The 26,967-nt window shown below is 46.8% G+C and carries 20 protein-coding genes and 4 tRNA genes; 16 read left to right on the top strand and 8 right to left on the bottom strand.

Going from position 1 to position 26,967, the window contains the following annotated elements; translation table 11 throughout:
* Positions 1 to 172 precede the first annotated feature (172 nt).
* Together BFP72_RS02730 and BFP72_RS02725 are read left to right on the top strand one after the other, a co-directional pair.
* Positions 173 to 1,846 carry an NAD(P)/FAD-dependent oxidoreductase gene (locus BFP72_RS02730; RefSeq protein WP_143519911.1) on the top strand — a complete coding sequence of 558 codons (1,674 nt, stop codon included), beginning with the start codon at positions 173 to 175 and terminating at the stop codon, positions 1,844 to 1,846.
* A 12-nt stretch (positions 1,847 to 1,858) separates the two neighbouring features.
* Positions 1,859 to 2,848 carry an alpha/beta hydrolase gene (locus tag BFP72_RS02725; RefSeq protein WP_099597644.1) on the top strand — a complete coding sequence of 330 codons (990 nt, stop codon included), beginning with the start codon at positions 1,859 to 1,861 and terminating at the stop codon, positions 2,846 to 2,848.
* A 6-nt stretch (positions 2,849 to 2,854) separates the two neighbouring features.
* Here the strand turns inward: BFP72_RS02725 and BFP72_RS19085 are convergent, their stop codons facing one another.
* Positions 2,855 to 3,016: a hypothetical protein gene (locus tag BFP72_RS19085; protein WP_158233252.1), complete on the bottom strand. Its 162-nt coding sequence runs from the start codon at positions 3,014 to 3,016 to the stop codon at positions 2,855 to 2,857.
* Positions 3,017 to 3,141: 125 nt separating this feature from the next.
* Between BFP72_RS19085 and BFP72_RS02720 the strand changes: the two genes are divergently transcribed.
* The 6 genes from BFP72_RS02720 (at position 3,142) to BFP72_RS02695 (ending at position 5,412) form a co-directional block, all read left to right on the top strand.
* Complete coding sequence (locus BFP72_RS02720) at positions 3,142 to 4,446, top strand: MFS transporter (protein ID WP_099597643.1); 1,305 nt, start codon at positions 3,142 to 3,144, stop codon at positions 4,444 to 4,446.
* Positions 4,439 to 4,780 carry an arsenate reductase (glutaredoxin) gene (gene arsC, locus BFP72_RS02715; RefSeq protein ID WP_099597642.1) on the top strand — a complete coding sequence of 114 codons (342 nt, stop codon included), beginning with the start codon at positions 4,439 to 4,441 and terminating at the stop codon, positions 4,778 to 4,780. The genes BFP72_RS02720 and arsC overlap by 8 nt, the downstream gene beginning before the upstream one ends.
* A gap of 163 nt (positions 4,781 to 4,943) precedes the next feature.
* Positions 4,944 to 5,032, top strand: a tRNA-Ser gene (locus BFP72_RS02710).
* Between the two features lie 13 nt (positions 5,033 to 5,045).
* Positions 5,046 to 5,119: transfer RNA gene (locus BFP72_RS02705), tRNA-Arg, on the top strand.
* Between the two features lie 36 nt (positions 5,120 to 5,155).
* A tRNA-Pro gene (locus tag BFP72_RS02700) sits at positions 5,156 to 5,230 on the top strand.
* Between the two features lie 108 nt (positions 5,231 to 5,338).
* Positions 5,339 to 5,412: transfer RNA gene (locus tag BFP72_RS02695), tRNA-Pro, on the top strand.
* Positions 5,413 to 5,637: 225 nt separating this feature from the next.
* On the opposite strand, the gene BFP72_RS02690 is transcribed toward BFP72_RS02695, so the two are convergent.
* Positions 5,638 to 7,113, bottom strand: coding sequence for a DASS family sodium-coupled anion symporter (locus tag BFP72_RS02690; RefSeq protein WP_369824007.1), 1,476 nt, complete (start codon positions 7,111 to 7,113; stop codon positions 5,638 to 5,640).
* Between the two features lie 45 nt (positions 7,114 to 7,158).
* On the bottom strand, positions 7,159 to 7,704 hold the full coding sequence (locus BFP72_RS02685) for a redoxin domain-containing protein (RefSeq protein ID WP_099597641.1): 546 nt from the start codon (positions 7,702 to 7,704) through the stop codon (positions 7,159 to 7,161).
* A gap of 208 nt (positions 7,705 to 7,912) precedes the next feature.
* Here BFP72_RS02685 and BFP72_RS02680 point away from each other — a divergent pair, with 208 nt between their 5' ends.
* From BFP72_RS02680 to BFP72_RS02660, 5 genes are all read left to right on the top strand, one after another.
* Positions 7,913 to 8,983, top strand: a complete 1,071-nt coding sequence (locus BFP72_RS02680) for a hypothetical protein (RefSeq protein WP_099597640.1) — start codon at positions 7,913 to 7,915, stop codon at positions 8,981 to 8,983.
* Positions 8,984 to 9,053: 70 nt separating this feature from the next.
* Complete coding sequence (locus tag BFP72_RS02675) at positions 9,054 to 10,052, top strand: translation initiation factor IF-2 N-terminal domain-containing protein (RefSeq protein ID WP_099597639.1); 999 nt, start codon at positions 9,054 to 9,056, stop codon at positions 10,050 to 10,052.
* Positions 10,053 to 10,210: 158 nt separating this feature from the next.
* Complete coding sequence (locus BFP72_RS02670) at positions 10,211 to 12,082, top strand: hypothetical protein (protein ID WP_099597638.1); 1,872 nt, start codon at positions 10,211 to 10,213, stop codon at positions 12,080 to 12,082.
* A 109-nt stretch (positions 12,083 to 12,191) separates the two neighbouring features.
* On the top strand, positions 12,192 to 13,160 hold the full coding sequence (locus BFP72_RS02665; protein WP_099597637.1) for a VWA domain-containing protein: 969 nt from the start codon (positions 12,192 to 12,194) through the stop codon (positions 13,158 to 13,160).
* A complete protein-coding gene (locus BFP72_RS02660) occupies positions 13,157 to 14,104 on the top strand; it encodes a hypothetical protein (protein WP_143519910.1) in 948 nt (315 codons plus the stop codon). Before BFP72_RS02665 ends, BFP72_RS02660 begins: the two co-directional genes overlap by 4 nt.
* A 1-nt stretch (position 14,105) precedes the next feature.
* On the opposite strand, the gene BFP72_RS02655 is transcribed toward BFP72_RS02660, so the two are convergent.
* The 3 genes from BFP72_RS02655 to BFP72_RS02645 all read right to left on the bottom strand — a co-directional run bounded on the left by BFP72_RS02655 (position 14,106) and on the right by BFP72_RS02645 (position 20,304).
* A complete protein-coding gene (locus BFP72_RS02655) occupies positions 14,106 to 14,648 on the bottom strand; it encodes an NUDIX hydrolase (RefSeq protein ID WP_158233251.1) in 543 nt (180 codons plus the stop codon).
* Entirely contained in the window at positions 14,641 to 15,009 is a 369-nt protein-coding gene (locus BFP72_RS02650) for a carboxypeptidase regulatory-like domain-containing protein (RefSeq protein WP_143519909.1), read from the bottom strand. Before BFP72_RS02650 ends, BFP72_RS02655 begins: the two co-directional genes overlap by 8 nt.
* Positions 15,010 to 15,084: 75 nt before the next feature.
* A complete protein-coding gene (locus tag BFP72_RS02645; RefSeq protein WP_099597633.1) occupies positions 15,085 to 20,304 on the bottom strand; it encodes a gliding motility-associated C-terminal domain-containing protein in 5,220 nt (1,739 codons plus the stop codon).
* Positions 20,305 to 20,510: 206 nt separating this feature from the next.
* Here BFP72_RS02645 and BFP72_RS02640 point away from each other — a divergent pair, with 206 nt between their 5' ends.
* From BFP72_RS02640 to BFP72_RS02630, 3 genes are read left to right on the top strand one after another with little or no spacing between them, the layout of a single operon-like run.
* Positions 20,511 to 21,548, top strand: coding sequence for a type IX secretion system membrane protein PorP/SprF (locus tag BFP72_RS02640; RefSeq protein WP_099597632.1), 1,038 nt, complete (start codon positions 20,511 to 20,513; stop codon positions 21,546 to 21,548).
* Between the two features lie 6 nt (positions 21,549 to 21,554).
* Positions 21,555 to 22,880: an HTTM domain-containing protein gene (locus BFP72_RS02635; RefSeq protein WP_099597631.1), complete on the top strand. Its 1,326-nt coding sequence runs from the start codon at positions 21,555 to 21,557 to the stop codon at positions 22,878 to 22,880.
* A 39-nt stretch (positions 22,881 to 22,919) separates the two neighbouring features.
* Positions 22,920 to 24,158 (top strand): M48 family metallopeptidase, encoded by a 1,239-nt coding sequence (locus BFP72_RS02630; protein WP_099597630.1) that lies wholly within the window; start codon positions 22,920 to 22,922, stop codon positions 24,156 to 24,158.
* 529 nt (positions 24,159 to 24,687) lie between these two features.
* On the opposite strand, the gene BFP72_RS02625 is transcribed toward BFP72_RS02630, so the two are convergent.
* The gene (locus tag BFP72_RS02625; protein ID WP_099597629.1) at positions 24,688 to 25,764 is read right to left on the bottom strand and encodes an FISUMP domain-containing protein; all 1,077 of its coding nucleotides are present in this window, start codon (positions 25,762 to 25,764) and stop codon (positions 24,688 to 24,690) included.
* 576 nt (positions 25,765 to 26,340) lie between these two features.
* Positions 26,341 to 26,892 carry a hypothetical protein gene (locus BFP72_RS02620; RefSeq protein WP_099597628.1) on the bottom strand — a complete coding sequence of 184 codons (552 nt, stop codon included), beginning with the start codon at positions 26,890 to 26,892 and terminating at the stop codon, positions 26,341 to 26,343.
* Positions 26,893 to 26,967 lie beyond the last annotated feature (75 nt).

Raw genomic sequence — 26,967 nt, 5'->3', positions numbered from 1 at the left:
TTTGCTCCTCCTTGTGCGCCTCATCCCGCACCTTAATAATAGGTAAGCTTCGGTAAATATTTGCAATATATTTAATTGAGATTCTAAAATTAAATGTGGGTGATCTTAATAGTTAAATTAAATTTAAGCCGTCCAAACAAGGAACAATCAAAACTTGAACAAACAAAACGCAATGACTAACGATCAATATGATGTAATCCTCATGGGAGGTGGCCTAGCTGGCTTGACACTTTCCTTGCAATTGAAACAAGAGAACCCCAACATATCCATATTGATACTCGAGCAGCGCAAAAACGAAGCTCCCAATGCTGCACACAAAGTCGGTGAATCCACCGTCGAACTAGGTACCTACTACCTGCGAGAAGTGCTCAATCTCAAGGACTATCTTGACGCAAAACAGCTCCCCAAGCACGGCCTGCGATTTTTCTTTTCGCCCCAGCACAAAGACAACCTCTCCAGAAGAGTAGAGCTCGGACCGAGAGAACGTCTCCCCGTCCCCAGTCACCAACTAGACCGAGGCAGTTTCGAAAACGAACTCATCCAACGCTCAAAAGCAGCTGGCAATGAATTGCAACTCGGGTGCCGTGTCAAATCGGTAGAATTTGGCACCCCATTGCATACGGTCACCTATACGATCGCTGGGCAAGAACATACCGTCCAAGCCAAATGGACCGTCGACTGTACCGGCCGAGGTGCTATCCTCAAACGACAGATGGGATTTCAAAAACCTGTCGATCACAACATCAATGCCGCATGGTTTCGCATCAAAGGCGAAATCGATGTACAGGAATGGGCCGCTGACTCTGCATGGTCCGCCACGCTAAAACCTGGACTAAGACGACTCGGTACGGTACACCTGATGGATACTGGCTACTGGCTATGGTTCATCCCACTCTCTTCAGGCAACACCAGTGTTGGGATCGTAGCAGACCCTCGCTTCCACGACTTTACAGAATACAACACCAAGGACAAGGCCTTCGAATGGATACGCAAAAATGAACCCCAAGCCTTCGAAAAGATTGGCCCACGCAAGGACGACGTACTTGACTTCTTGTTTCTCAAACACTACTCCCACCACAGCGGCAAACTCTACTCCGAAGATCGATGGGCTGTCACTGGAGACTCGGGCGTATTCTTGGACCCGCTATACTCTCCTGGTACAGATTTCATTTCTATGAACAACAGTTGGATCACCGACCTGATCACACGTGACTTAGCAGGTGAGCCAATATTCATCCATGCGGATGTCTATGAAAAAACACACTTCGGCATCTTCGAACATTGGATACCAACCTATCTGGACAAGTATCAGCTCATGGGCAACACCCAGATCATGGTTGCCAAGATATTTTGGGATTGGGCAGTCTATTGGTCCTTTTTTACCCTACTTTTCACCAACAAGGGCTACACCAACTTGCGCGTACTCAAAACACTGTTTGCCAACCCTGATAGTCTCGGTAGACAAGTAGGAATCCTCAATCAAAAAGTCCAAGACCTATTCATCGCTTGGAGGCCCCACGACACTCATCCAATTGCCGATCGCTATGTCGACCCCTTTGACTTGGCATGCTTGCGTGATTTTCACCATGGATTGGAAATACAGTATGAAACTCCAGAACTCCTCGACAAATTAACCAGCAATATTCGAGTCATCGAAAACTTCGCAGCGGAGCTATTTAGACACATAAGCCATGCAGTACATGGGACACCGATAGACATGCCTGTCGATCCCTATACCATGAATCTAAATCAAATAGATACGGCACCAGACAAAGGCCTATTGCCTGATCCTGCAATCAAAGCAGATATCGAAGCACTGTGGCTATACAACCTCTCCAATGCATAAGCTCTATCAATCATGCCTCTCAGCGACAAACTAAAAAAGCGACTCAAGGCCATAGTCATCCTGGCGTTGACCACATCTGGATTGGTGATAGTATGGCTGGCTTATTTTTTCATTGCCAACGAGGCGCCCATCTTACAGGGCGAAGTACTACACCATATCCAATATAGTGACACGCACAAATTGGACATCTATTTGCCTACAACTGTCGTACATGACGAGTCACCTGTCGTGGTATATTTTCATGGAGGAGCATGGGTCATGGGACGCAAAGAAGCACTGAATGTCAACCGCTACCATGGAGCCATCAACACCCTGCGCAATCGAGGCTATACAATCATCTCTCCTGACTATACACTAGCTGATGGTACACATTCACCTTTTCCAGGTTGTGTATTGGACGCTTATTCGGCACTGATATGGATACAGGAGCACGCAGACACCTATGGTTTGGACATGGACAATTTGGGATTGATGGGAGAATCAGCTGGGGCACACATCGCAATGATGGCTGCCTATGGGCAACCACAAGATTTTTCGTTGGAACTAGAAATACCACACATCAACTACGTAATCGACGTATACGGCCCCTCAGACCTGGAGCTTCTCTACCAATCACAAATGCTCGACAGTCTCCAGTCCTTGCTCGAAAAAGCCCCTACGGCTATTCGTTCAGAGCTGGACATTACGCGTCAGCTGTTTGGCTTTGATCCAAGGAGTGACAGTCTCAAAGCGGTCCAATTCATGCAAACCTACTCGCCGATGCAGTACATTACGGCACAAGCGCCACCGACGCTCATCATTCACGGCAACATCGACAAGATCGTCCCCTTCCCTCAATCTATCGCCTTGAAAGAAAGACTAGACACACTCGGTATCCCGTATGAATTTCATGAACTAGAGGGGACAGGCCACGCCTTTCGTCAAGCTACTCCAAGTCAAAAGGACAGCGTACAATTATGGCTGGTAGATTTCATCCAACGACACTACCTCCTCCAAAACTAGAAGCAATCAGGTAGAAGCAATCAGTAGAATCACAAATGCCCCTACCATCATCCAAAACTTGTACGTAACCAGGAAAGGGATAATGACGACATTGAGTTGCATGAGTACCATCAATAGGACGATGACGATGGCGATTAGTTTTAAAGTAGATCGTGTTTGACTGCTCATTTTTAGCTGATATAATTTGGGCTCAATATTACTGACAAATTAAGAAAATCCATATCCGAGTAGTTTTAATTCTAATTTAAAATTGACTCCTCCCCTTTACGAGCAAAATTAAATATCTTGGCGTCATGAATCTAGACGACAAAAAAACCATCAACGCATGGTGCTCTTATGACTGGGCCAATTCAGTGTACAACCTCATCGTCACTACGGCCATTTTTCCAATTTATTACACCAATGCCACCGAAGCTGCTTTTGGAGGTTCACTTGTCGAGTTCTTCGGTCTCCAAATCGAAAATTCTGTACTCTATTCCTATGCGATCTCTCTCTCCTTTTTGGTCGCGGTACTGCTCTACCCCGTCCTATCTGGGATCGCAGATTACCGAGGTGCCAAAAAATCCTACATGCGCTTCTTTACCTATCTCGGATCGGTGGCCTGCATGGGCTTGTTCTTTTTCGACGGGAGCAACATCGAGCTCGGCATCCTTCTAGCAATGACCGCTAGCATCGGCTATGCTTCTTCCGTAGTATTCTACAACGCTTTTTTACCTGAAATCGCCTCAGAATCAATGATGGACAAAGTCAGTGCTCGGGGATTCTCCATGGGATACATTGGCAGTGTCCTCTTGCTCATCGTGAGTTTGGTACTCGTCCAGATGCCTGAGACCTTTGGTTTTGACGGAGCAGGGAGTGCCACCAAATTCGTCTTTCTCATCGTCGGGCTGTGGTGGTTTGGCTTTGCTCATATCGCTTTCGCTAAACTCAAAGATCAACCGACCAAAAACAAAATCACCTCCGCAGTCCTCAGCTCAGGATTTCGAGAACTCCAAAAAGTCTTTAAAAATCTCAAACAAAACATTCATTCAATACGGTTCCTTTCGTCCTTCTTCTTCTACAGCATGGGGGTCCAATCCGTCATGCTCCTCGCTCCACTATTCGCTGCACAAGAGATCGGTATGGAATCCGTCGAGATGATTCTTGTCATCCTCATCATCCAACTGGTGGCCATAGCGGGGGCTTACCTCTTCTCGGGGATCTCCAGCAAAAAAGGAAACAAGACCTCAATCATCATCGCTGTAGTGATCTGGCTCAGCATCTGTGTGATTGCCTATTTGATCCACGACAAGACTGCCTTCTATGGCTTGGCAGCATTGCTTGGACTCGTCATGGGAGGGATCCAATCCATCTCTCGATCGACCTACTCCAAACTCATCCCAGAAGGCACCAGAGATACCGCGTCTTACTTTAGTTTCTACGACGTGACTGAAAAGCTCGCCACCGTACTGGGGACCTTCACCTACGGATACATCCTCAGCCTCACAGGCACGATGAGAAATTCTATCCTATTCATGACGATCTTCTTTGGTATAGGGCTTGTGACCTTGATCACTACCCAGCTCCAAGGCCCCACCAAACAAACTACAAATGACTAAAATATATCACAACCCCCGCTGCGGAAAAAGCAGAAACACCCTCTCCCTACTCCAAGAACACAACGAGGATATCGAAATCATCGAATATCTCAAAACCGTACCAAGCAAGGAGGAATTGTCAGAGGTCCTATCGCTGCTCGGTCTCACTCCTCTAGAGCTCATCCGAAAAGGTGAAAAAATATTCAAAGAGCAATATAAAAACCAAAAACACAACGACGAGGAATGGATCAATATCATGGTCCAAAACCCAATTTTGATCGAACGTCCGATTGTGATCAAAAATGGAAAAGCGATCATCGGACGACCACCTGAAAACGTACTCGAAATTTTGTAAGAACAGTAAAATCAACGGAATCAAAGGCTTATAAAATATTCTCTCTTTTTTTGGCCTATTTTTCAATTCCGCTTTGCAGTTCTCGAAATTGTTATGCTATATTTGCATCTCGTTTTTGAGAGGTACACAAAACTTCAAGGAAAACGAGGGAGATTATTGTCCCGGAGAGGTGGGTGAGTGGCTGAAACCACATGTTTGCTAAACATGCGAACGGGTTAAACCGTTCCGGGGGTTCGAATCCCCCTCTCTCCGCAAAAATGATCACGGTCTGCTAGCTCAACTGGATAGAGCAACTGCCTTCTAAGCAGTAGGTTTCAGGTTCGAGTCCTGAGCGGATCACAAAGATTGCCAACAATAACCGGTGGCAGTCGGTTTCGGGGCGTAGCGCAGTCCGGTTAGCGTACCTGGTTTGGGACCAGGGGGTCGCAGGTTCGAATCCTGCCGCCCCGACTTTGAAAGCCACTCTCTAGAGTGGCTTTTTCTTTTTCATTTCGCTTGTAGATTAGCCTTCGATCACTATAAATTTACAGCCTCATGAAAAGAACCTTTTCATAGTTTCGGGATGTGGCTCAGTCCGGTAGAGTACTCGCCTGGGGGGCGAGGGGTCGCAGGTTCAAATCCTGTCATCCCGACAAACAAAAAAGCTCGGCATGTGCCGAGCTTTTTTGTTTGTCGCTTTGTGAATCGACCGCCACATAGGATCACTCTGTATTTCTGAGAGATTGATCCAAAATCACTGCGAGATTCATGGCCCAAAATTCGTCAATGCTTTTGTGATGTAGCGACCCCTCACATCTTTCTAAAACAGGATCTAAACGGTCGGAATAAGGAATATCAAAAAGCAATTTCGACATCCCTTATTCCCTCATGAAATCCACAGGAAAAACATGGGGATCAATACCCCAAACATGAGGAAGCAGAAAGTAAACAAACAGGGTAATCAACAAAACAGACAGTAAATTGAGCCAGATGCCCGCTCGCAGCATATCTTTGATCTGTAGATATCCTGCCCCAAACACTACGGCATTGGGTGGGGTAGCCACGGGCAACATGAAGGCACAAGATGCGGCGATCGTCACAGGCACCATGATCATCAATGGATGCAGGTCAAACGCCAGCGCCATCGGTGCAAGCACAGGCAGGAGCATCGCAGTAGTAGCTAGATTAGAAGTCACCTCTGTGAGGAAGTTGACCATCGTCACAAGGATCAGTATCAGCACCAACAAAGAAACCCCGTCTAGCTGAGTCATTTGCGCAGCGATCCATTGAGCAAGTCCCGTCACAGCAAACCCCTTGGCCAACGCCATGCCTCCCCCAAAGAGTAAAATAATACCCCAAGGCAACTTCACCGCTTCTTCCCACACAATCAATCTTCGGTTCTCACTACCAGCGGGAATCACAAACAGCACCAAAGCAGCTATCATCGCGATGATCGTATCATCGAGTGCCGGAACCCATCGCTGCAACAGCGAACGAAACATCCACGCCGAAGCGGTCAACACAAACACCACGAGTACGCGCTTTTCTTCGGTACTCATCCTGCCCAGGGCACCACGCATACGGTTGACTTCCTCTCTACCTCCTGGAAATGATTTTTGCGAAAAGCGAAAAGCATGATGAGTCAAATAACACCAACAGATTACCAACAGCAATACCGATATCGGTAACCCAAGCTGCAACCACTGAAAAAAGCTCAGCTTCACACCATAGGTTTGTTCGAGCACACCAGCTAGCACTAGATTGGGCGGTGTACCGATCAGAGTAGCCACTCCTCCTATCGATGCACTGTATGCGATCGCCAGCATGAGTACCTTGCCAAAGCGCTGGGTATCGGGATGATCTTCACCGGCATTGTGTTTGAACTGCGACACAATCGCCATACCAATAGGCAGCATCATCACAGAGGTGGCCGTATTGGAGATCCACATAGACAAAAAAGCCGTCGCAACCATAAACCCCAATACTATACCTTGTACATTGGTCCCAATCAAATGGATCAAAAACAAAGCGACGCGACGGTGTAGCCCCCAGCGTTCGATGGCAATAGCCAACACAAAACCTCCCAAATACAAGAAGACATATTTGTGTCCAAACGCAGCAGTCGTCGATGCAATATCCATCGCTCCAGTCATTGGAAACAAAACAATAGGCAGCAGGGCTGTCACAGCAATCGGTACAGCTTCGGTCACCCACCAACTCGCCATCCACACCGTCACACACAGCACCGCAAAAGCCTCTTCGGTCATGGTCTCTGGCCGACCCATTACCCACAAAACCAGTACAGCGCCTGGTCCCAACAAAAGATATATGACCTGTCTAATTCTCATCTCCATAGTCTGTCAGTTTGACGCCTAGCGCCTCCTCAAACCAACAAGCTACTAAGACTTTACAAATTTTTCTAATTCGCTGACCGTGATATGATCACGAATATGTCCCCCGTAGTGAGCAGTATGAAGCATTTGTTTTTCATCGATCAAAAAGTCTGCAGGAATCAAAGTCATACTCGCTTTATCTTTGGTCTGTGCCACCTCTATCGTTGCACCATCTTTCATGGCCGATATCGCACCAGTTTGAAAAAACGTCTTCATCATCTTGAGCGCTGATGATTCGACACCATACTGCGCATAGATGGCCTTGTCAGGATCTCCTACCAAAGGTATCGGAGAAGCCTTCTGATGCAAAAGACTGTTGGTCAATACCTCCGCCGAGCTCTCAAAAAAGAAAATCATCTGAAGCCCCTCTGCCTCCAGTTGCTCACGCCGATTGGAGAGATCTCGCACCCTCAAATTACAAAAAGGACAACTCACATCCCTAAAGAAACTCAAGAGCACCTTCTTCCCCTTAAAATCCGACAGTCGCACTGTCTTGCCATAAATATCTTGTACGTTAAAATCAGGTGCTTTTTGTCCTTGCTCTACTTTCATCGTGTTTATTTGGATTGAATTATAGTTTTTATCAATGTGCGACTTGCGCAAATCACTGTTTCAACCCCGTCGTAGCGAGAATAGTTCCATATGACTGATCAACATATGACAGCTTCCCTTTATCCTTCTTTTTAGAAACTTTGAAAACGATACTTTATATTCGACACGATATATCACAAAACAGAGCCTAGCAACATTTACCCCCTTCATGCCCCTACGACTACTACATATCAGCCAATCCATAGGCGAAGAAGCCAAAGCACTACTCGCCCAAAATCGAATCGGTACGCCCAATGAATCTCCTGTCTACCAGCAATTGTCCACACGTGACAAACTCAGCCATATCACTCGACCACACCTGCTATCCCTCTCCAAATCACACCGCACCTTGGGCGTTTGCTGCTTTTGTGAGCGCAGCAGCAGACTCGACCAACAGCCCGTCACTAGTTTCTACGTACGCTATTTCTCTTTTTTGGACCAGCTGCGTGTCAATCACCGCAAAACGACCGTCCACTCCAAAAAAAACAGCATCAAAACAGAAGTGCACAGCGTGCTGTCTGGGCAAGAAATCATGCCAAATCCATCCCATCCCAATTACTTCTATGCCTATGTCGACCCCAACAATGTCCGATCCGCCCTCTTGTGCGAAGAATTTGGCTTTGAAAAAATTCGAAGTTTCAACACACACATGCTTGGTCGCCTCTTCCCAAAGGAGCGGCTCAACTGCCAGCGAATCGACTCCATCGATCACGAAGAGGTAAAAAAACTCTTACATACCTACTACGCCCGCTACTCTTCCTACTCTACTGAGAATCTATTTTACCGAGAGCAATACTACGTCGTCCGTGACGCATCAGGACAAATCCTCGCAGGCGCACAAGCCAACCCTGAATCTTGGATCGTACACAGTCTTCCCGCCCTTTCGGGCAAAATACTCCTAAACATCCTCGGCAAACTCCCCCTCTTTAATCGACTGATCTGCCGCAACTATCGCTTCCTTGCTCTAGACTACCTCTACATACGACCTGGTCATGAGCATATTCTTGCACCATGGATTGAGACCCTTCTGGCCAAAACAGGAACCTACACCGCGATGATTCTAGCGGACAAAAAATCCCCACTTCGCACACTCCTATCCAGCGTTCGACCTGGCCTTATCGGTCGTGCCAAAAAACCTCTTTCGATCGATATCATCATCAAAGACAACCATTTGACCCCAAATCAGAAAAAAGAACTAAAAAATCACCCCTTTTTCTTGTCTTCTTTCGATACTACTTAGTCTATTGGCCTTGATTTTTTTATTCGACCATTATATTTGTGCTATCTATAATGCCACGACCGATTGAAGTATGAGACTGAGTTCCCTAGCAAGAAAAATAAAACTAACGCCCAAGCAACTTTCCAAGTTCCTAACCGAAAAAGGGATTGATGTATCCAAAGGGAGCAACTCCAAATTATCCGAAGAAACAGTGGCACTCGTTCAGGAAGCCTTTCAGTTTGCCAAAGAGGAAACACCCGTAATCGATGGGCAGGACATCCCCGTCACTGAAACTGTAGCTACCAACCCCGCGATTGACGAACAGCACGTCGCTGCTACAGCAGCCCCCCTACCCATAGAAGACAGCCCTACGGTAGACCCCACTGCTAACGAAAACCCTCCCATACCTGAAGAAACACACCCCTCCCAAGAAATCGAAGAAGGCCTGGATTCTATAATACAAGAGCAAGAGCCTGAGGAAACAGAGGAGACATTCGCTGGATCCGATACACAAGATACCACAACTCAAAACGAAGAGGAACCCAAAGAATACGAGCCAATAGAGCAAGAAGACGGCACATTCATCGAAGCACGTGCAGAATTGGCCGCACACGACGAGTCCGTACAACTGATCCGAGCGGCCAAAGCCAAACCGCTACAAGGCTTGACGATCAAAGGAAAAATAGAATTGCCTAAACCCAAGACCCCAGAAGAAATCGCCAAGAAAAAGGCAGAAGCAAAAAACAAACCTCTCGATCCAGACACCATCCTCTACACAAGTGGTCCCTCACGTGAAAGCTCTCGCAAACCGCGACGCAACAACCGAACAAAGAACCAACAAAGGAAAAAACCGCAAATCAACAGCGTAGAAGCAGAACGCAGACGAAAAGAACAGGCAGAAAAAAAACAACTCGCCCACAAGCTCAAAAAGGAAAAAGAGGCCAAGACACAATACTACCAATCCAAGGTGTCCACTGCTCCCAAAAGCCAGGTCGTCAAAAAAAAGAAAGCCACCCCTAAAACATCCAGCCAAAAAAAACCAAAGAGCGCCAACATCGTACAAAAATTTTGGCATTGGCTCAATACCTAAAATCACCCAACCCCCAGATATTTGATCATTTAGCAAACAACATGAACTAGAACATCCCCACCATTCACCAAACCACACCAAAATGGCATAATTTTTTCTTAGTAGTGCTTCGAAAAAAACATACTCACGAAGCAAAACATTTTTGTACCGAAAGACTCATGATAAAATTTAGATTACTCGCATTAATCAACCTGTTATTTTTATCGAATTTCCTGTCCGCTCAAAGCAACGATAGCCTCAAACTCATTCTCGAGAACAACTTCATCGTCACACAGGCAGGCCGAACGGTACAATTTCAAATCCAAAAAACTACACAAGCCGGCACAGTCAGCATGCAAAATGCACCCGAAGGAGCTACTCTTGACGATCAACTTCGCTTCTCTTGGGCCGTCCCAGCCTACTACAACCAACCCAACACAGCCATTACATTCTACCTCTATGTAGATGACACCATGGTCGATGCTCAATCCCTATTCGTCATGCTGCAGCAGCCCAACACTGCGCCGGTCATTGACATCAAAAGCAGTGCTACCTTACAAAATGGAGTCTACCGCATCAACCCCACCATGGACTTCCACCTAGATGTTCGTGCTCACAGTACCCTGACCAACGACTCTTCAGACGTCACACTAGACTACTACTTCAACGAAAACATTGACCTCAAGTCACTGCATAACGTCAAACTGGACACGACCAAAAACAGTCTCAAACTGAAATGGTCTCCCAATCAGGATCAAATCAATGAAAAATACTATCGTTTGACGCTTGTCGCGAAAAACAAAAACAACATCAAAACACAGAAAGTACTACTCTTTGCGCTCAGCAGCAACAACCACCTGCCCTACTTCAAGTTTCCCGTGCTCGACGAGTACTACATCAGTGATGGTGAGCAACTCTCCATCGACCTCTCTGCCCAGGATATGGATCATGATTCACTCCTATACAGACTCATCATCCCCAGCAAAATAGGAAACCCAAGACTCTCCGAAAAGGGCCTATTCACCTGGAAAGTCAACAGTGACGAAATCCACCGCCTACGCAGCTACTTCCCTATGGAAGTCACCGTGGAGGTGACCGAGCGAGGGCCCGAAAACCCAAACACCATTTCCAAGACTTTTTTGGTCCGAAAAAGCATCCGAAACGAACCTCCAAAAATCCTCAACCTACAAAATGAAAAATTGTACGAAGGCATCACCTTGGACAAAAAAGTATTCATTCAAGATGGAAACGACCAATTCTCCGACCTAGAAGTAGACATCATCGGAGCACCCGAAGGCATGGTATGGGACTTTCAAAACAATCTCCTATCCATCCACTGGACTCCCAGTTTTGATATCGTAGGAATAGAAATGCAGCCTCGCAAGTTTGACATGCTCCTCGTCGTACGAGACCCACATGGCTATGTCGATCAAAAAGCCTTCACCATCACCGTAGAACACCGCGAAAACACAGAAGTCACCTACGAGACCTACCTCGACTACCGCAATGATGCTGTCCACCTCATCGAGCTGCTGTCTCAGATCCATACACAGATGGAAGACCGAGAAAACAAAGTACAAAGTCTCAAAAAAGGTCTCTCCGTGACCTCCATGTTTTTGGCCGTATATACAGCCAGTGGCAATGTCTTTGAGGACGGTTCGACGGCCAGCGAACTGGTACCTTTCGTCGGTATCATGGCAGCCATCACTACCGGTATCAACGCCTTTGGTTTCAACGACCTAGGCAAGTTTGGCTCGATTCGAGAACAAACCTTCATCCTTCAGCAAAAGCTCATGTACATCCTAGCCATCCTCAACGAGTACAAAATCGAATCCCCCAACAGTCCCAATTTGGAAAACAAGGAATTCAGAGACAACCTCGCTACCTACGAACAATGGATGGTACAAGACAAGCTCAATTTCAAGAGCTACTACAGCAAGTATAAGAGCTTGAACTTCATCAAAAAAAGAACGCAAAAAGCCAAAAAGAAAGCCCAAAAAGCGGGAGTCGAACCCACAGGAATACTGTTTCTCAATCTCACCGAGATCTAGTCGTCTGCGGTATATTGACGAATGCTAAAATTTGTTAAATAGGACGCTGCAATTGGGTCTTGGCGCTTGGCTATTTATATTTGTTTGGTTCTAAAATTGGCAACAGCATATGGTATGGACAGGTACACTCGGTACCCTCGAATTGATCTTCATTGCGCTCTTTGCGCTATTCTATTTGGCCTATTTGGCCCGTACCATTCGTGCGGCTAGAGCGTTGCGTTCTGGGTACCGCCGTGTCTTCTACAAAATCCTATTGAGAAGCACCTATTTTGGACTATTCATTGCTGCGCTCATGGGGCCTTCTTTTGGCCAAACCAAGAAAGAAGTCAAGTCCATCGGCAAGGACATCTTCATGTGTGTGGATCTCTCCGAATCCATGAACGCCTTTGACGTGCAGCCCAGCCGACTAGAAAAAATCAAATTCGAACTCAAGGAGATCGTCGAAGCGTTCAACTCTGACCGCATTGGGTTGATTATGTTTTCCAATGAGGCATACATCCAGTGCCCATTGACCTACGACAAAAGCGCCCTCAACCTGTTCATTGAGACACTCAATACCAACCTTGTCCCCAACACGGGCACGGACTTTGGCCCTCCACTCGGCCTAGCTTTAGAAAAAATCACCGACGAAGAAAGCTCTGTCACGCGTCAAAAATCCAAGATCATCATACTCATCAGTGATGGAGAAGATTTCGGTGAAAACACCGAGTCCATCGCCAAAAAAATAGAAGACAAAGGCATCAAGCTATTTACCCTCGGCATAGGCACCTCTCACGGCAGCAAAATCATGACACGCAATGGCTTCAAGAAAAACAACCAAGGACAAGATGTCATATCGAAACTCAACCCTGTATCTCTCAAACAACTCGCTACAGCGACAGACGGAAGTTATTTTGAAATCAATGACAAGCGAAACGATGTAGAAAGACTCATCAACACCATCGGAGACATCGAGGGCGAACTCAGAGATGCCAAACAAGTAGACGTCTCAGCCAACAAGTACTACTACTTCCTCGCACTAGCCCTCCTACTCCTACTCATTGATCTATTGGTAAAAACAAAAACACTAACAGTATGATGAATTGGCTATTGGTACTTTTGGTTTGGGTCAGTATCGGAGATCAAGATATCGCTAAGATCAACTCCCTCAAAAAGGAAGGAGAAAAAGCCTACCTCAAAGGAGACTTCCCATTGGCCGCTGAGAAATTCTCCTACCTCATCGATTCTATGCACATCGAAGATGAAAAAGTAGTGCTCAACCTCGGGCATAGCTACTTGCAGATGGATGACAAAGAAAATGCGCAAAACCAATACCTCAAGCTGATCTTGTCCAAGGACAAACACTTGAAATCAGTCGCTTATCAACAACTCGGCATATTGTCAAATGACCCAAAAACACTTGAAAAGGCACTGAACTTTTTCAAGTCCTCCTTGAAGGCAGACCCTACCAACGATGATTCTCGCTACAACTACGAGCTGCTCAAGAAAAAACTGGAAGAACAAAAAGACCAAGAACAAGAGAACCCTGACAACCAAAACCAGGACGAGCAAAACCAAGATCAAGAAAATCAAGATCAAAAAGAAGACGAAAAGAAAGACGGAGACCAAAACGAGTCTGAACAAGAAGACTCCGAAGAAAAAGAGAACGAAGACGGAGAAAAAAGTGAATCAGAGAAAGAGAACTCTGAGAACCAAGAACAAGAAAATCAAGATTCAGAGCAAGGCGAACCCAACGACGAAGAGAATCCTCAAGACCAACAGCAAGAGCCGCAAAATGAAGACGGAAAAGAAGGCGATGAAGAGGAGCAGCAAACTCAACCTCAGGAAGGTGAGGAAGGCGAAGACCAAGAAGGTCAGACACCTCCCAAACCAAGTACTGCAGACAAACTCCAAGAAATGAATATCTCCGAAGAGAAAGCCAAAATGATTTTGGAAGCTCTCAAAAATGGTGAGATACAATACATTCAACAAAACCAAAGACGTCCTACCAAACAGCAGGACGATGGCAAACCGGATTGGTAGTCTAGCGAAGTGCTAGACTCTTGTCTCGCATACGCAAAATAGAAGCTTCTCCATCTACATAGCTTTCCAGTTCGGTTAGAGGTATCCACGCCAGCTCATTGGACTCTTCGTTTTTGAGGAGCTGATCGGGCTGACGTGCCACGAAAGCAAAACGTACATCATAATGCTCATGTGCTGGATCCGCCTTGCGTGCAGGTATCCTATGAATGTCCAAATCAAAAATCCCTTCTCTCAACCAATCGACATCTGTCAGTCCTGTTTCCTCTTCCAGCTCCTTCAAGGCGACACGCACCACATCTTCATCTCCATCGGCATGCCCACCAGGCTGTAGCCATCGATTCAGTTTCTTGTGATGCAGTAGCACTACGGATTCCTCCTCTGGGTGCAGCACCCAAGCAGACGCTGTGATGTGTCCATGAGACAAGCTTCGCTCAAAACAATCTACATGAAAAAGGAGGTCCAAAAACCTCCTTTTATACTCCAATTCCTCTACATGTGTCGAGTCATAACTTATGATCTCAGCCACCAATTTTTCTCTATTCAATGATCGTATTTACTTTATTGATTCGGCCTTCGAGGAGTTCTGATGTCAAAACTCCCGCACCGATGTTGCTTTTATCTTCTTTGATAGCGTGGATATAATACTGCTTTGGATCCAATTTTTTGAACACCACACGTCCATCTTCGTCCGTCGTATCTGTCGGCGCAATCGGATTGAGCTCGGCTCTGTAATCTTCTTTGGAGCCGTATAGAGTCACTGCAGTACCAGGCGAGGGATTTCCCAATTCATTCAAAACTGTGATTTTCAACGAAGTTGGCAAAAACTTCAACTGAGCCGGCTGAAAAGAAGCCGAAAGCATCAGTACCGAAATCCATAAAACACTTTTCGAAAAATACTTTTCCATAAAACTATTCAATTGTTGCTCCCCCCAAACAATCATTTACCATGCCAAACCCATAACACTCTGAAAAATAATCATTTAACGAACAATCATGACCCCTCCACGCTGTACTATCTTGCCGCGCTCAGGCTGGAGAGAACTCTCAAAGGTCATCACATAAGCATAAGTACCCATCTGAAGCAGTTGCCCTCGGTAGTAGCCATCCCAATGAAAATTGAGATCTGATGACTGATACACCAACTCCCCCCATCTCGAATAGATTTTGATCTCAAAATCACTTACATAATCATTCGGATAGACAAAGAAAGTGTCATTGACACCATTCGGAGCAAAGGCGTTGGGTGCATGGATGATCGGCGCACAATTATCAAACACTTCCACTACATCACGTATACACGTAAAGCCATTGCCTAAGGTCACTTCATATATCCCAGCATCACTCGTGATGTAGATACGGTCGGTACTCAGGATTTGCGTATCGTTGATGACCGTCCATTCGTACGAACTAAAAAAGCCTGGGTCCAAGTAAGCTTGGTTGTTTTGTGGGTCGGCATCTTCACTACAAAATGAGGCATTGGGCGAGAGCAACAGCTGATCCTCCTCAATCGGAATCACTGATACATCGATACTCGCATCGGCCTCACAAGCACTCACATCAGAGACTACATGCACCGAATAATTGCCACTTTCCGCTATAGATATCTCCGCACTCGTTGTTGGAAGTACTGCCCCACTTAGATCGGTCCAAGTGAATGTCACATCCTCCGTGATGTTCGCATATGCACTCAAAAACACCTCCGCATTGTCGTCACAGTTGGGATCAGCCACTACGAACACCGTCAAATCATCGTAGACCGATACGTCTCTACTTGTACTGCTCGTACACCCCGTACCTTGATCCAGTACCGTCACCGTGTAGGTGTCCGTCGCACTGACAGAGATCTGAGAGGTTAGGCTACCTGTACTCCACTCATAGGCTGGATTCCCTACTAGGGTATTCGTAATGTCCGCCTGCAAGATCAGCGAACCGTCACATTCATTGCCTTGGACATTGATGGCTACCGTAGGCAGAGCATTTTGAGTCACGACGACTTCTTGGGTATAATCACAATACCCAGTCCCCGATGAAGTCACAAAATAACTTCCCGCAGTAGCTACGACGATAGAGTCGCCTTGGGCAGAGCCTATTATACTCGGACCTGTCCATGTATATAGGATAGGGTCTGCCGCATTGACAGTCACTGGGAGAATCCCAATTTGACCTTCAGTCCCACAGATATATTGCGCATCGACGAGGAAGTCCGCACGCTCATTGCCGTCCAACTGGATATCATCCAACGTCCCCGTACAGGTATTCACTCCGTCAAAACCTTCCACTACCAAAGCGTAGGTTCCCGAATCTAGGTTCGTAATCGAAAATTGATTCAACGCATCCAAAGTCGCCGTAGAAGCAAAAATAGACACCCCAGCTTGGTCAAAAAGCTCATAATCTACACCCGCAGAAATAGGTGCATTGACAGTCACATCGAGGGTTCCATCTCCTGGACACCCTGGTACTGGTGTGACTCCCAGTGTAAAAGTCCCTCCATCTGCGACTGTAGCCACTTCAGGATTGTCACAGCCACTGACCGTATTGGTGACATTGATGGTATAGGCTCCTCCGCTTAGGGCATTGGACAACTGTGTATCTCCAGATGGTCCTGCGATAGCGGTCGATGGGATCGAAACTGGTCCCGCCAAACTATAAGTAAAACTCCCTGCATCAGTGATATCGATATGAATCGCTCCATCCGTGGCACCACACCCCGTAGTTGCAACCGTCCCATAAGAATAGCTCGGTCCCGCCTGAACCGTCAGCTCTATGTCATCCACCGTGCTACAATTGAACAAGTCTACAACCTCTACCTCATACACGTAGGTCCCTGGCACACTCGTATCTACATCCAGTGTACTCAGTCCGTTGCCCACAGGTGCTCCATTGAGCGTCCAAGTGTACTCTGAGCCTGGGTTGGCTGCATCCAAAGGTCCAAACACCACGTCTTGACATATCAACTGGTCAGGACCAATATTGACAATAGGAGTCGTGTCATCCACAAAAGAATCTCTAGGGTCTGACTGACACCCCGTCGTATCGGTGATGAATACCGAAACAAAACTCGCCTCATCTACCGTGATCTCACGAGTCGTCTCTCCCGTCGACCAAGTATAAGTGAACGCCGCTGTATCTCTAGGCCATGCAGCCAATGTCACCGGCCCCTCGCAAAGTGTCGCCGCATCCAATACGGTAGGTGCACTTGGAATAGCAAAAACAGGAACCGCCGCTGTAAACGTCGTATCCAAACCACAGCGATTGACAACTTGCAAAGTCACGTTGTAGGTATCTGCCAAATTGTAGGTATGTACCGTATCTTCTACATCTGCCAAAGTGCCGTCATCAAAAGTCCACAAATAGGTATCAATAATGGATGTCCCCGTCCCATCAAACACCGTCTCCTGACCGAGACAAGCATTGGTATAGGCAATCCCAGGCTCCATCGCTACCAGTGGAACTGTCTGCGCAAAGTTGGGCAAACCCAAACGACTGGTTCGTCCCTCCAAATCAAAACCATCCTCCACAAAGCCTGCACTCATATCATCCGCAGCTGGACTATTGATCGTACCTACGGCTGTTTGTCCATCAATCGCCAAATAGATGATTCCATCTGCCCCCGTCTGAAGCGCCCCATATTGCAGCGTAGCATTCGCTCCCAGCTCAAATTTGCTCGCCATGATATCCGCCTCAGCAGTCGGGGCCTGGATGCTGTCCAGATCGTACTGCAAGAGTTTCGAACCATTCGAATTGGTACTCACGTAGAGTCGCTCTGTCCCAGACGAAAACTCTACGCCGTAAATCAGCGCAGGCACAGGCTCTTCAATGTCTATTTTAGCAATCTGCTCGACCCCTCCTGTCAGACTATCGATTTCGAAGAGTTCGATGAAATTCTCGGTTGTTTCTTGGACGGCCATGGCAATATAGTTGCCCGACTGAGCGACTTGCAATTCCGCTGTGGCATTCTTCTCCTCGTCAAAACGCAGCACACTCCCTGCCGAGGACGTGATCGGTTCGCCTATTCCGCTAGGCAACAGACGATACGACCGAAACTGATTGTTGCCATACTCGTGCGTGATCAACCAGGACATGTTTTGTCCCAAGCCCAGTCCGGTCATACGCTCCGAACTATTCGTGAAAAATGGCATATTCTTTTGTACGACAGCTCCACGCATCAAATCTCTCCGCATATCGACCACTGTATAACGCATGTCGTAGGTATTGTCCCCATACACAGGATCACTGGTGAAAATGTAAAAAGTCGTCGTATCCCCAGGCAGAGGCATGATCATCACGCCCTGCATCGAAGTATTGTCTCCACCTATATTGTCTCCATTGAGCATGACTTGATGTTCTTTGTTCCACACGGTCACCCCGTCGGTATAGAAGAGTAGTTCTCCGTTGAGATCAGAGACTGATGAGGCCCCTTGCGGAGAATTGATAAGGTTGGCATCCGTGATAGCCGAGGTACCTGCGGGATCATTGAAGTCGATACCTGCCATCTCTCCGAAGTACCATTGATTTCTAAACTGCGAAGCGTCCTCGTATGTCACCACTTGCACATAGCCATAGTTGAGGCAGCCTGCTGCCGTCTCCACCGCTACCGAAAACACCCCAGTCGTATCTACGTCGATGCTTTGCGTTGTTTCACCGGTATTCCAAGCATAACTAATGCCCCCATCGCCCGCATCATATGTAAACACCTCTCCCGGGCAGCGTACCGTATCCATCCCTAGATCGATGGTCATGTCGTTTTCGTTGATGGTCACCATCCGTGTATATGTCTCCTCTATGCCGTTGAGCGTCACGGTCAAGGAGACAGCGTAAGTCCCCGCCATATCAAAGGTATACACCGGTGCAGGCCCTCTCAATGAATCTCCCGTCCCAAAATCCCAACGGTAGCTCTCAGGAGTCGGTTGGACAACCGAAAAGAACTTAGTGCTTTGGCGTGTACAGGTATCCATAAACACAAAGCCCACAGAATCGAAACTTTCGAAATGTGGCGCAGCAAAAGTTGGAAACTGCCATCCATTGATCCCTGACGGGTCAAAAGCCAAACTGTCATAGCCCACGTTGAAAAAGGCACTGTCTGCATGATAGGTACTGTCTGCTTCGGTGATTCGCCCGAGTTCTATCGCATCGCTACTCGTCTGCTGATAGAGGTGGTAAATATTCTGATCTGGAGCGAGCTGTATACCATAGCTACGAAATACCGGTTGAAACAATATCGAATTGACCGTTTCTATTGGGTCATTGAAGTCAAACTGATACAAATCACCAAATTCACCAGCTCCTCCAAAACGTGAAATATACAATTGATCACCACTCGGAGACCACGCCACATCATAGACGGCCTCACCTGCTCCATCACTATTTCCTGTATTGAGAATCGAGCGATTGAAGCTCATGGTGCCAGTCACCACATCAAAATCAAAAACGTACACGTTGCGATTGGAAGCTCTAGGAGCAATGGCCAGACGCCCATGAATGGAATCATAGGCAAAACTCGCTGCTTCGTACGCGGGGTTGGTGACCGAGCCAATTGCAAAGGAGGTGGTTGTCCCCACTCCGGTTGTGCTATTGAGGGACGTAACTTGATAGGCTAGTGTGGCACTGTTTTGTGAGATCAGCCAGTAGTTGTCCAAATCTTGCTTGATGATCGCCATGGCCTCAGAGGGATCTACCAACCCTGTCGGGTTGTTGAGAGAGGCCACATCTCCGAGAGTAGGCTCCCCAGCTAGGGCATTGCCGGTCATCGTACGATCAACAATCGTGTATTGAATTTCGCTCACTCCTGCGGCACCCGAATTGGTAAAGACATAATACTGTCCAGTAGAATACGGCAGAGGAAAAACCACCGCTGACCGATTGATCGAAGGAGTTCCATTCAACAAGGGGTTGCCTGGCAGTGGGTCGTGATTGGCATCATAGATCCGCTCTCCATCGGTATAAAAGAGTAGGTCTCCAGTCACTGGATTCGAAATCACCGCTCCTCCACCAATCCCATAAGGTGTGACCTGTACCTGATCCAACTGTGCTCGGGCATCTGACTTGTTGAAAGTCATGGAAGTAACAGAATTGCCAAAGAACCAGTTGTACTCCGAATAATTTTGGTTTTGGGCAGAAATGGAGCCTGCACATAAGCACAGGGAAATCACGAACAATCCGTAACACACGCGTCCCATTCTTTGTACAAACGTTTCTATCATCACCGGTCTCAAAATGCGAATGAATTCAAATGTTTAAATAATCAAATTCCGCCTAAAAATAAGGCAATTCCTTGAAGTAACGAGAAAAAAAGACATTTCTATACCATAGATGTCAACAAAAAATAAAACCTTTCTTTATTGCTGCAATATTTTCTATTTTGCATCGATTCTATTAAAGCAGGTGTAGTCTCGAATAACAATTTTCAATGTTGAAAAAAATCTTCTTTTTGCTCTTCGTCGTAGCGCTATTCATTCCAGAGGATTCGTATGGGCAAGATCCGCAGTTTTCACAATACTATGCGGCTCCACTGTACCTCAACCCCGCTTTGGCAGGAATCAACCAGCAAGGTCGGGCAGGACTCAACTACCGGAGTCAGTGGCCTTCTATCGATGCTAGCTTCGAGACCTTTTCGGCTTATGCGGACAACAATTTCGACGAAAAAAACAGCAGTGTGGGGCTGTTGATCACTTCTGACAAAGAAGGAATCGCAGGCCTCACATCAACCGAAATCGCGCTACAGTATGCCTACCAAGTGGACGTCAATTACAAATGGACGTTTCGCCCTGCGATCGAAGCATCCTACACTTTTAGAGACCTCAACTTTAACCGCCTCACCTTTGGTGATCAAATCGACTCCAACGGCCCCAATGGAAACCCTACTGCCGAACAATTTGACAGTTCTGGAAAAATCCGATACTTCGACTTGGCCTTAGGCGGGCTCGTCTACTCCAAGCGTATCTGGCTCGGTGCAGCGATGCATCACCTCCGCGAACCAGACCAATCCTTCATCGGCAATGGCAGCCCTCTGCCACGCAAACTATCCATCCATGGCGGATACAAAATCCCCCTCAATACCCCCTACAAAAAAGGAGAAACAGCCAAAGGCATGGAAAGAAGTATCTCTCCAACCTTCAACTATCGCAATCAAGGGGAATTTGACCAACTGGATCTAGGCATGTACTTCACACTACAACCGGTGATTTTCGGAATGTGGTACCGTGGGATTCCACTCAAGACCCCCAAAGGAAGTGGCAGCAATTCTGAATCGCTCATTTTCATGTTTGGCGTCACCCAAAAGAAAGTCACCTTTGGCTATAGCTTTGACTACACTCTTTCCAGTCTCGGAATCAATAGCGGTGGAGCACACGAAGTATCGATCACTTACACCTTCAAATTGGGAGACCCCCGCAAACCCTCGCGTGACGTTCGCGAACTCAAATGCCCGGTGCCCTACATGTTTTAGACCTCCATGCCAACCCCACTCCGCAACGAGTTTTTCAAACCCATTGACAACAGCCCCATCGTCGTATTCAGAGTCCTGTTTGGACTACTGATGGCCGTCGAATCCTTCGGAGCGATCGCTACTGGCTGGGTCGGTCGAGTCTTCATTGAGCCTTCGATGCACTTCCCTTTCATCTGGACAAACTGGCTCTCCCCCCTTCCGGGTCATGGGATGTACTACTACTATGTGGTCATGGGTGTAGCAAGCTTGATGGTCGCAGCTGGATACCGCTACCGTTGGAGCTCACTGGTTTTGGCCCTTCTCTGGTCTGGATGCTACTTCATGCAGAAGACCAGCTACAACAACCACTACTATTTCGCCGTGCTTCTATGTTGGTTCATGGCGATGATCAACCCGCAGTACCGATTGTCACTGGACAGCCAGCGCACAGGGATCGTCCAAGAATACATGCCCAACTGGTACCGACTTTTCTTCGTTCTACAAGTTTTCATCGTGTTTACTTTTGCCTCTGTGGCCAAACTCTCCGACAGCTGGATCTCGGGAGACTTCATCCAGTACAAGTTTGCCAGCAAGGCCAGTTATCCCATCATCGGGGACCTACTCGTCACGCCTTGGTTTCAATACCTCATCACCTACTCAGGCATTGTCTTTGACGGACTGATCAGCCCGTTGCTGCTGTGGAAGCGTACACGAAAAATTGCATTTGCCGCACTGATTGGTTTCAACCTCTTCAACTCGGTTATTTTCCAAATCGGCATCTTCCCTTACATGATGGTGGCATTGGCGATCTTCTTTTTCGAGCCGGATCAGATACGAAAGTTCTTTTTCAAGAAAGGCCCCGACAAACAGCCCTCCCAAGTATCTACCCCCTCTTGGGTACTCTACCTCTTCACCGCATACTTTGCCTGGCAAATTTATCTCCCCCTACGTCATCACTGGATCGAGGGAGATGTACTCTGGACAGAAGAAGGCCACCGACTGAGCTGGCGCATGATGCTGCGTTCACGTTCAGGATCGGCATCTTTCAAGGTCGTCGATAGCCAAACAGGCCAAGAGTTTAGTGTCAGAAAAAAGGACTATCTCACGAGCAAACAATCCCACAAGGTCTCCGCTCACCCTGATTTTGCTTGGCAATTTGCCCAGTTTCTACACCAAGAATACCTCGCCAAAGGAGTCTCGGACCCACAGGTCTACTGCCAAAAGAGTCGTTTGCGCATCAACCAAGGCCCCTACAAAACACTGATTGACCCTAGCGTAGACCTAGCTCATGTCCCCTGGGACTACCTCGGACACAACGCTTGGGTACTGCTCGATGGAGAAAGGAAGCACTAGCTGCCGTTCTTTCTTTACTTTTGTACCAAATCACTCCGTATGAACAGCGACACGATACTCTACCTCATCCTTGGCATCACCCTTTTTGACTTTGTGTTTGCCAAGACCCTTGGCATCCTCAACAACCGCAGCAGAAAACAACCTATCCCTACAGCACTCGAAGGCATCTACGACAAACAGAAATACCAAGAATCGCAACGCTACCAAACGGCCGTCTTCAACTTCTCCTTGCTCAGCTCTACTGTGAGTTTTGTGGTCATGCTGGCACTACTCTGGTTTGGTGTCTTCGGATGGCTCGATGCACAAGTACGTGCCATCGCTCCCGTAGAATACCTCGCTTCACTCTACTTCTTTGGCATTTTGTACTTTGTCTCTGACTTGATGAGCATCCCTTTTGACCTGTACGGCACCTTCGTGATCGAACAAAAATTCGGTTTCAACAAAACCACGCCCAAAACTTTCGTCCTAGACAAACTCAAAAGCTGGCTCATGACTGTCCTCATCGGCGGACTGATTGTCAGCATCTTCATTGCGCTCGTCGCGCTATTCCCACAGACGTTCTGGCTCTATTTCTGGCTCGTGGCAGCCATACTGATGGTATTCCTCAACATGTTTTACACTTCTCTGATCATCCCGCTATTCAACAAGCTCACACCCCTGGGTGAAGGAAGCCTCAGAGACGCCATCACCGACTACAGCCAAAAAGTTGGTTTTTCACTCAACAGCATCTTTGTGATCGATGGCTCCAAACGCTCCTCCAAAGCCAATGCGTTCTTTAGCGGGCTAGGCAAAAAGAAAAAAGTAGTCCTCTACGACACACTCATCGATCAACACAGCGAAGAAGAACTAGTCGCCGTACTCGCCCACGAAGTAGGGCACTACAAGAAGAAACACATCGTCTGGTCTATGATCCTGAGTGTGGCTCAAATTGGTTTCATGCTATGGTTGCTCTCGCTGATGATCTCTAGCTCCGAAGTGTCCTGGGCGCTAGGAGCCAACTCCACCAGCATGCACATCAACGTACTGGCATTCGGCATGCTGTTCTCGCCAGTCTCAACCGTCATCGGTATCTTGATGAATCTACTGAGTAGAAAAAATGAGTACGAAGCAGACGAATATGCCGTACGCACCTACGACCGTCAACCACTCATCAGCGCCCTCAAAAAGCTCACCGCTACCAATCTAGGCAACCTGACTCCACACCCAGCCTATGTCTTCGTGAACTACTCGCACCCCAGCCTACAGCAGCGGATAGAAGCGATGGAAAAGGTAGCCTGATTTGAGGGTAAGGCTTACGGGAAAAACTCTGATCTTAGTCGACACTCAGACCAGAGGGGAGAGCACTTCATTATTCAAGATTCATAGCTCCTATCATTTGAATAATGAATACCGAATGTCCAATGTTGATTTGTAGCCCCCAAAATACCGACCAATCCATATCCACCACAGTAAATATCAGAAAGTATATTGCTTGTGTATTTATCTCCTTCCCCCTGCTTTTGAACGCATTGCAAATGCTCTACTACAGCATCCTCGTCTGTGACGAGGATGATTGGGGTATTGAAACATTAGCGACAGCTTGCTCTTCTATAACTTGGTCAAATTGAACAACTATGGTCGTTGTGTAAGGATCAATATTATCAGACCCTATACTTTGTGAACTTGTAGTTCCATCGAAAACAGGGGCGTTAGCAAATAAATTTGCAATCGTTAACAATTGAAAACTACATATTAGAATAATATCTATTGTAAACAGTATTTCTTCTCTCAGAATTTACCTCGACCATAGCTGAACTTAATTTTATAACTATTCCTTCACTAACCGGGTGGACATGTAGGCTTCTTTATTCAGTTTTCTATCAAAAAGCACGTCATTATCTGCCTGTATATTAAAGTAATTGGCCTCTAACTCATCAATTTCTGTGATTGTCCAATGATAGGCATCAGTATCTTTTCCTAGAAATAATTCTTCATAATATGCTCCCCCCTGAACTGCATTAAAGCCACTTGTACCTCCTGGGTTCAGCTTTTCACCTGGGTTAGCCCCAATTTCAGTCTCTAAGGTTTCTACATCGATTTTAGTGCAAACCCTCCATCCCTCTGGGGCGAAATCATCTTCTATTACCATTGCCCAAGTGTATAGTTTGCCGTATTCCTCACAATTGGCTGCATCGTCATCGTAGCATAGCGATCCGGTGTAGTCGTAGTTGAAGTTTTCTGCGAGCCAGGTCTGTGTGCCGATGGTGACGATTTGGTATCTCTGTCCGTCTCGGGTATCGAGTAGGGACGTCAAGTCGTCTGCGCTCACTGTAGTCTCTGTGGTACAGAAGTCTGCATCGGTGAGTACGAGGGTGGCGTCTTCGGACTGATCCGCAGTGATCGTCGCGCTCTCGTCTGTGAACTGTCCCTCCTGTGTGCTGCCTCCTGCATAGGTGATCACATAGGTGTAGGGAGTGGTACCCTCTGCTACAGTGAGTGTGATCTCCCCGTCCGAAGCTACTGCAGTAGCGGTGAGTGCACAGGCGGCTAGCTCAGCGGTCGCGCTGCAGTCTGTCTCGTCGGTGACGGTGATGGATTGTGCCTCTGCGGTCTCTGTGAGAGCGATGGTGACGGGTGATTGGCTGGTCTCTCCGTCCTGAGTCGCCCCTCCCTGGTAGGTGACGGTGTAGGCATAGGGAGCTGATCCCTCAGTGATGGTCAGTTGGATTTCATTGGCAGCTGTACGTACTGCGCTGGCTGAGAAGTCGTCACACGAAGGGACTACATCGTCTCCATCGCTATCGTCATCACCGCCACAGGCGACCATGAGAGTAGTCATGATAGCGAGCAGCAGGAGTTGAGAGGTCTTTGTCATGAGTTCATAAAAATTTTGAGTAAGGCGCATAATCCTAGTGTTTATTGTGGTTGAAAATGAAAATGTTTGGTAGTAGAGAATGGGATGGTTAGGTGGTTGATTTTGGTTGGTTATGGTTGATTCTAAAGCAAGAGGGCTGTGTTCGCTCTTGCATACCGTGAAAGTAATTTATTCAAGTATAAATATTGATATTCCAAGCGAAAAATATTCGCATTAGAGGCAGAGTTTCGTGAGGGGACTCGAACCAAACACAGGGAGAGCACTTCATTATTCAAGATTCATAGTTCCTATCATTTGAATAATGAATACCGAATGTTCAATGTCGAATGTTGATTTGTAGCCCCCAAAATACCGACCAATCCTTTGGTCTTGGTGGGCACTAAGGGAAGAGCAAAGAGATCAACATTGAGAGCTAAAAGTTGCGGATGAACCGACTACAAGTACTCGTCAAAACAAACACGTGTGTTTGACCGTCGAAGCACGTGTGTTTGGCGCTCGAAACACGTGTGTTTGATCGATCAAACACACGTGTTTCAAAAAGAAGGATAAAAACCCTCTCCAGGCGTCCTAAACGGCACTTTTGAGAAGGGATTGCTACGCTCTCCTCTATTTGTAAATAACACCGTCCCACAACCTTTTACTCTCTAAATCATCAAAGAGAATTACCCCATTGTATTCCAAATAATAAATTTCAGGCCAAGCGTTTCGCTCTCTTGTTTTAGCAACTATAGTATCAACATCGATGGCACTTAATTGAAGGTAGTAACTAACATCTCCAACATTCCCATTCAAACTTGCGTCAAGATAAACCCAGTACCATTGTGAACCTGATGTTTCTGGAGGTATAACAAAGTCCCTATCCCCTGTAAATTGTGTAGTAATATCCTGTGACCTTTCTGGGTCCAAATAAACTCTGACCTGCTCATGAGAATAATATCCATCAGTATTAGGATTCAATAAATCTGCTTCTTCCTTGTTTCTGAAAGAAAATTCGAACGTTGAATCAGGGCCTGTAGCTTGAGAGTCACTTTCTAAAGCACTCTCAGAATCACAACTTACAACCAAAATAAAGCACACAAATAAAATAACAAGTTTTCTCATCTTAGTACGGTCTACTATTTGTAATATATCTTCTATAGTTGTTGGCCAATCAGGCATTATTTACCAATTGTACTTATTCGAAGGGTACTCATGATATCTCGCTATTTGAGCAATAGCAGTTGCTATACAGCC

Source organism: Reichenbachiella sp. 5M10 (genome assembly GCF_002742335.1).
Classification (GTDB): Bacteria; Bacteroidota; Bacteroidia; order Cytophagales; family Cyclobacteriaceae; genus Reichenbachiella.
This window is presented reverse-complemented; position numbering and strand designations above follow the sequence as displayed.

What these genes read in the sequence shown, in the direction of transcription:
- BFP72_RS02680 (WP_099597640.1), top strand. Translation starts at nt 7,913, where the DNA reads ATGCCCCTACGACTACTACATATCAGCCAATCCATAGGCGAAGAAGCC.
- BFP72_RS02690 (WP_369824007.1), bottom strand. Translation starts at nt 7,113, where the DNA reads ATGGAGATGAGAATTAGACAGGTCATATATCTTTTGTTGGGACCAGGC.
- BFP72_RS02630 (WP_099597630.1), top strand. Translation starts at nt 22,920, where the DNA reads ATGAACAGCGACACGATACTCTACCTCATCCTTGGCATCACCCTTTTT.
- BFP72_RS02730 (WP_143519911.1), top strand. Translation starts at nt 173, where the DNA reads ATGACTAACGATCAATATGATGTAATCCTCATGGGAGGTGGCCTAGCT.
- BFP72_RS02675 (WP_099597639.1), top strand. Translation starts at nt 9,054, where the DNA reads ATGAGACTGAGTTCCCTAGCAAGAAAAATAAAACTAACGCCCAAGCAA.
- BFP72_RS02645 (WP_099597633.1), bottom strand. Translation starts at nt 20,304, where the DNA reads ATGATAGAAACGTTTGTACAAAGAATGGGACGCGTGTGTTACGGATTG.
- BFP72_RS02640 (WP_099597632.1), top strand. Translation starts at nt 20,511, where the DNA reads ATGTTGAAAAAAATCTTCTTTTTGCTCTTCGTCGTAGCGCTATTCATT.
- BFP72_RS02620 (WP_099597628.1), bottom strand. Translation starts at nt 26,892, where the DNA reads ATGCCTGATTGGCCAACAACTATAGAAGATATATTACAAATAGTAGAC.
- BFP72_RS02725 (WP_099597644.1), top strand. Translation starts at nt 1,859, where the DNA reads ATGCCTCTCAGCGACAAACTAAAAAAGCGACTCAAGGCCATAGTCATC.
- BFP72_RS02685 (WP_099597641.1), bottom strand. Translation starts at nt 7,704, where the DNA reads ATGAAAGTAGAGCAAGGACAAAAAGCACCTGATTTTAACGTACAAGAT.
- BFP72_RS02650 (WP_143519909.1), bottom strand. Translation starts at nt 15,009, where the DNA reads ATGGAAAAGTATTTTTCGAAAAGTGTTTTATGGATTTCGGTACTGATG.
- BFP72_RS19085 (WP_158233252.1), bottom strand. Translation starts at nt 3,016, where the DNA reads ATGAGCAGTCAAACACGATCTACTTTAAAACTAATCGCCATCGTCATC.
- BFP72_RS02720 (WP_099597643.1), top strand. Translation starts at nt 3,142, where the DNA reads ATGAATCTAGACGACAAAAAAACCATCAACGCATGGTGCTCTTATGAC.
- BFP72_RS02660 (WP_143519910.1), top strand. Translation starts at nt 13,157, where the DNA reads ATGATGAATTGGCTATTGGTACTTTTGGTTTGGGTCAGTATCGGAGAT.
- BFP72_RS02635 (WP_099597631.1), top strand. Translation starts at nt 21,555, where the DNA reads ATGCCAACCCCACTCCGCAACGAGTTTTTCAAACCCATTGACAACAGC.
- BFP72_RS02665 (WP_099597637.1), top strand. Translation starts at nt 12,192, where the DNA reads ATGGTATGGACAGGTACACTCGGTACCCTCGAATTGATCTTCATTGCG.
- BFP72_RS02625 (WP_099597629.1), bottom strand. Translation starts at nt 25,764, where the DNA reads ATGCGCCTTACTCAAAATTTTTATGAACTCATGACAAAGACCTCTCAA.
- BFP72_RS02670 (WP_099597638.1), top strand. Translation starts at nt 10,211, where the DNA reads ATGATAAAATTTAGATTACTCGCATTAATCAACCTGTTATTTTTATCG.
- arsC (WP_099597642.1), top strand. Translation starts at nt 4,439, where the DNA reads ATGACTAAAATATATCACAACCCCCGCTGCGGAAAAAGCAGAAACACC.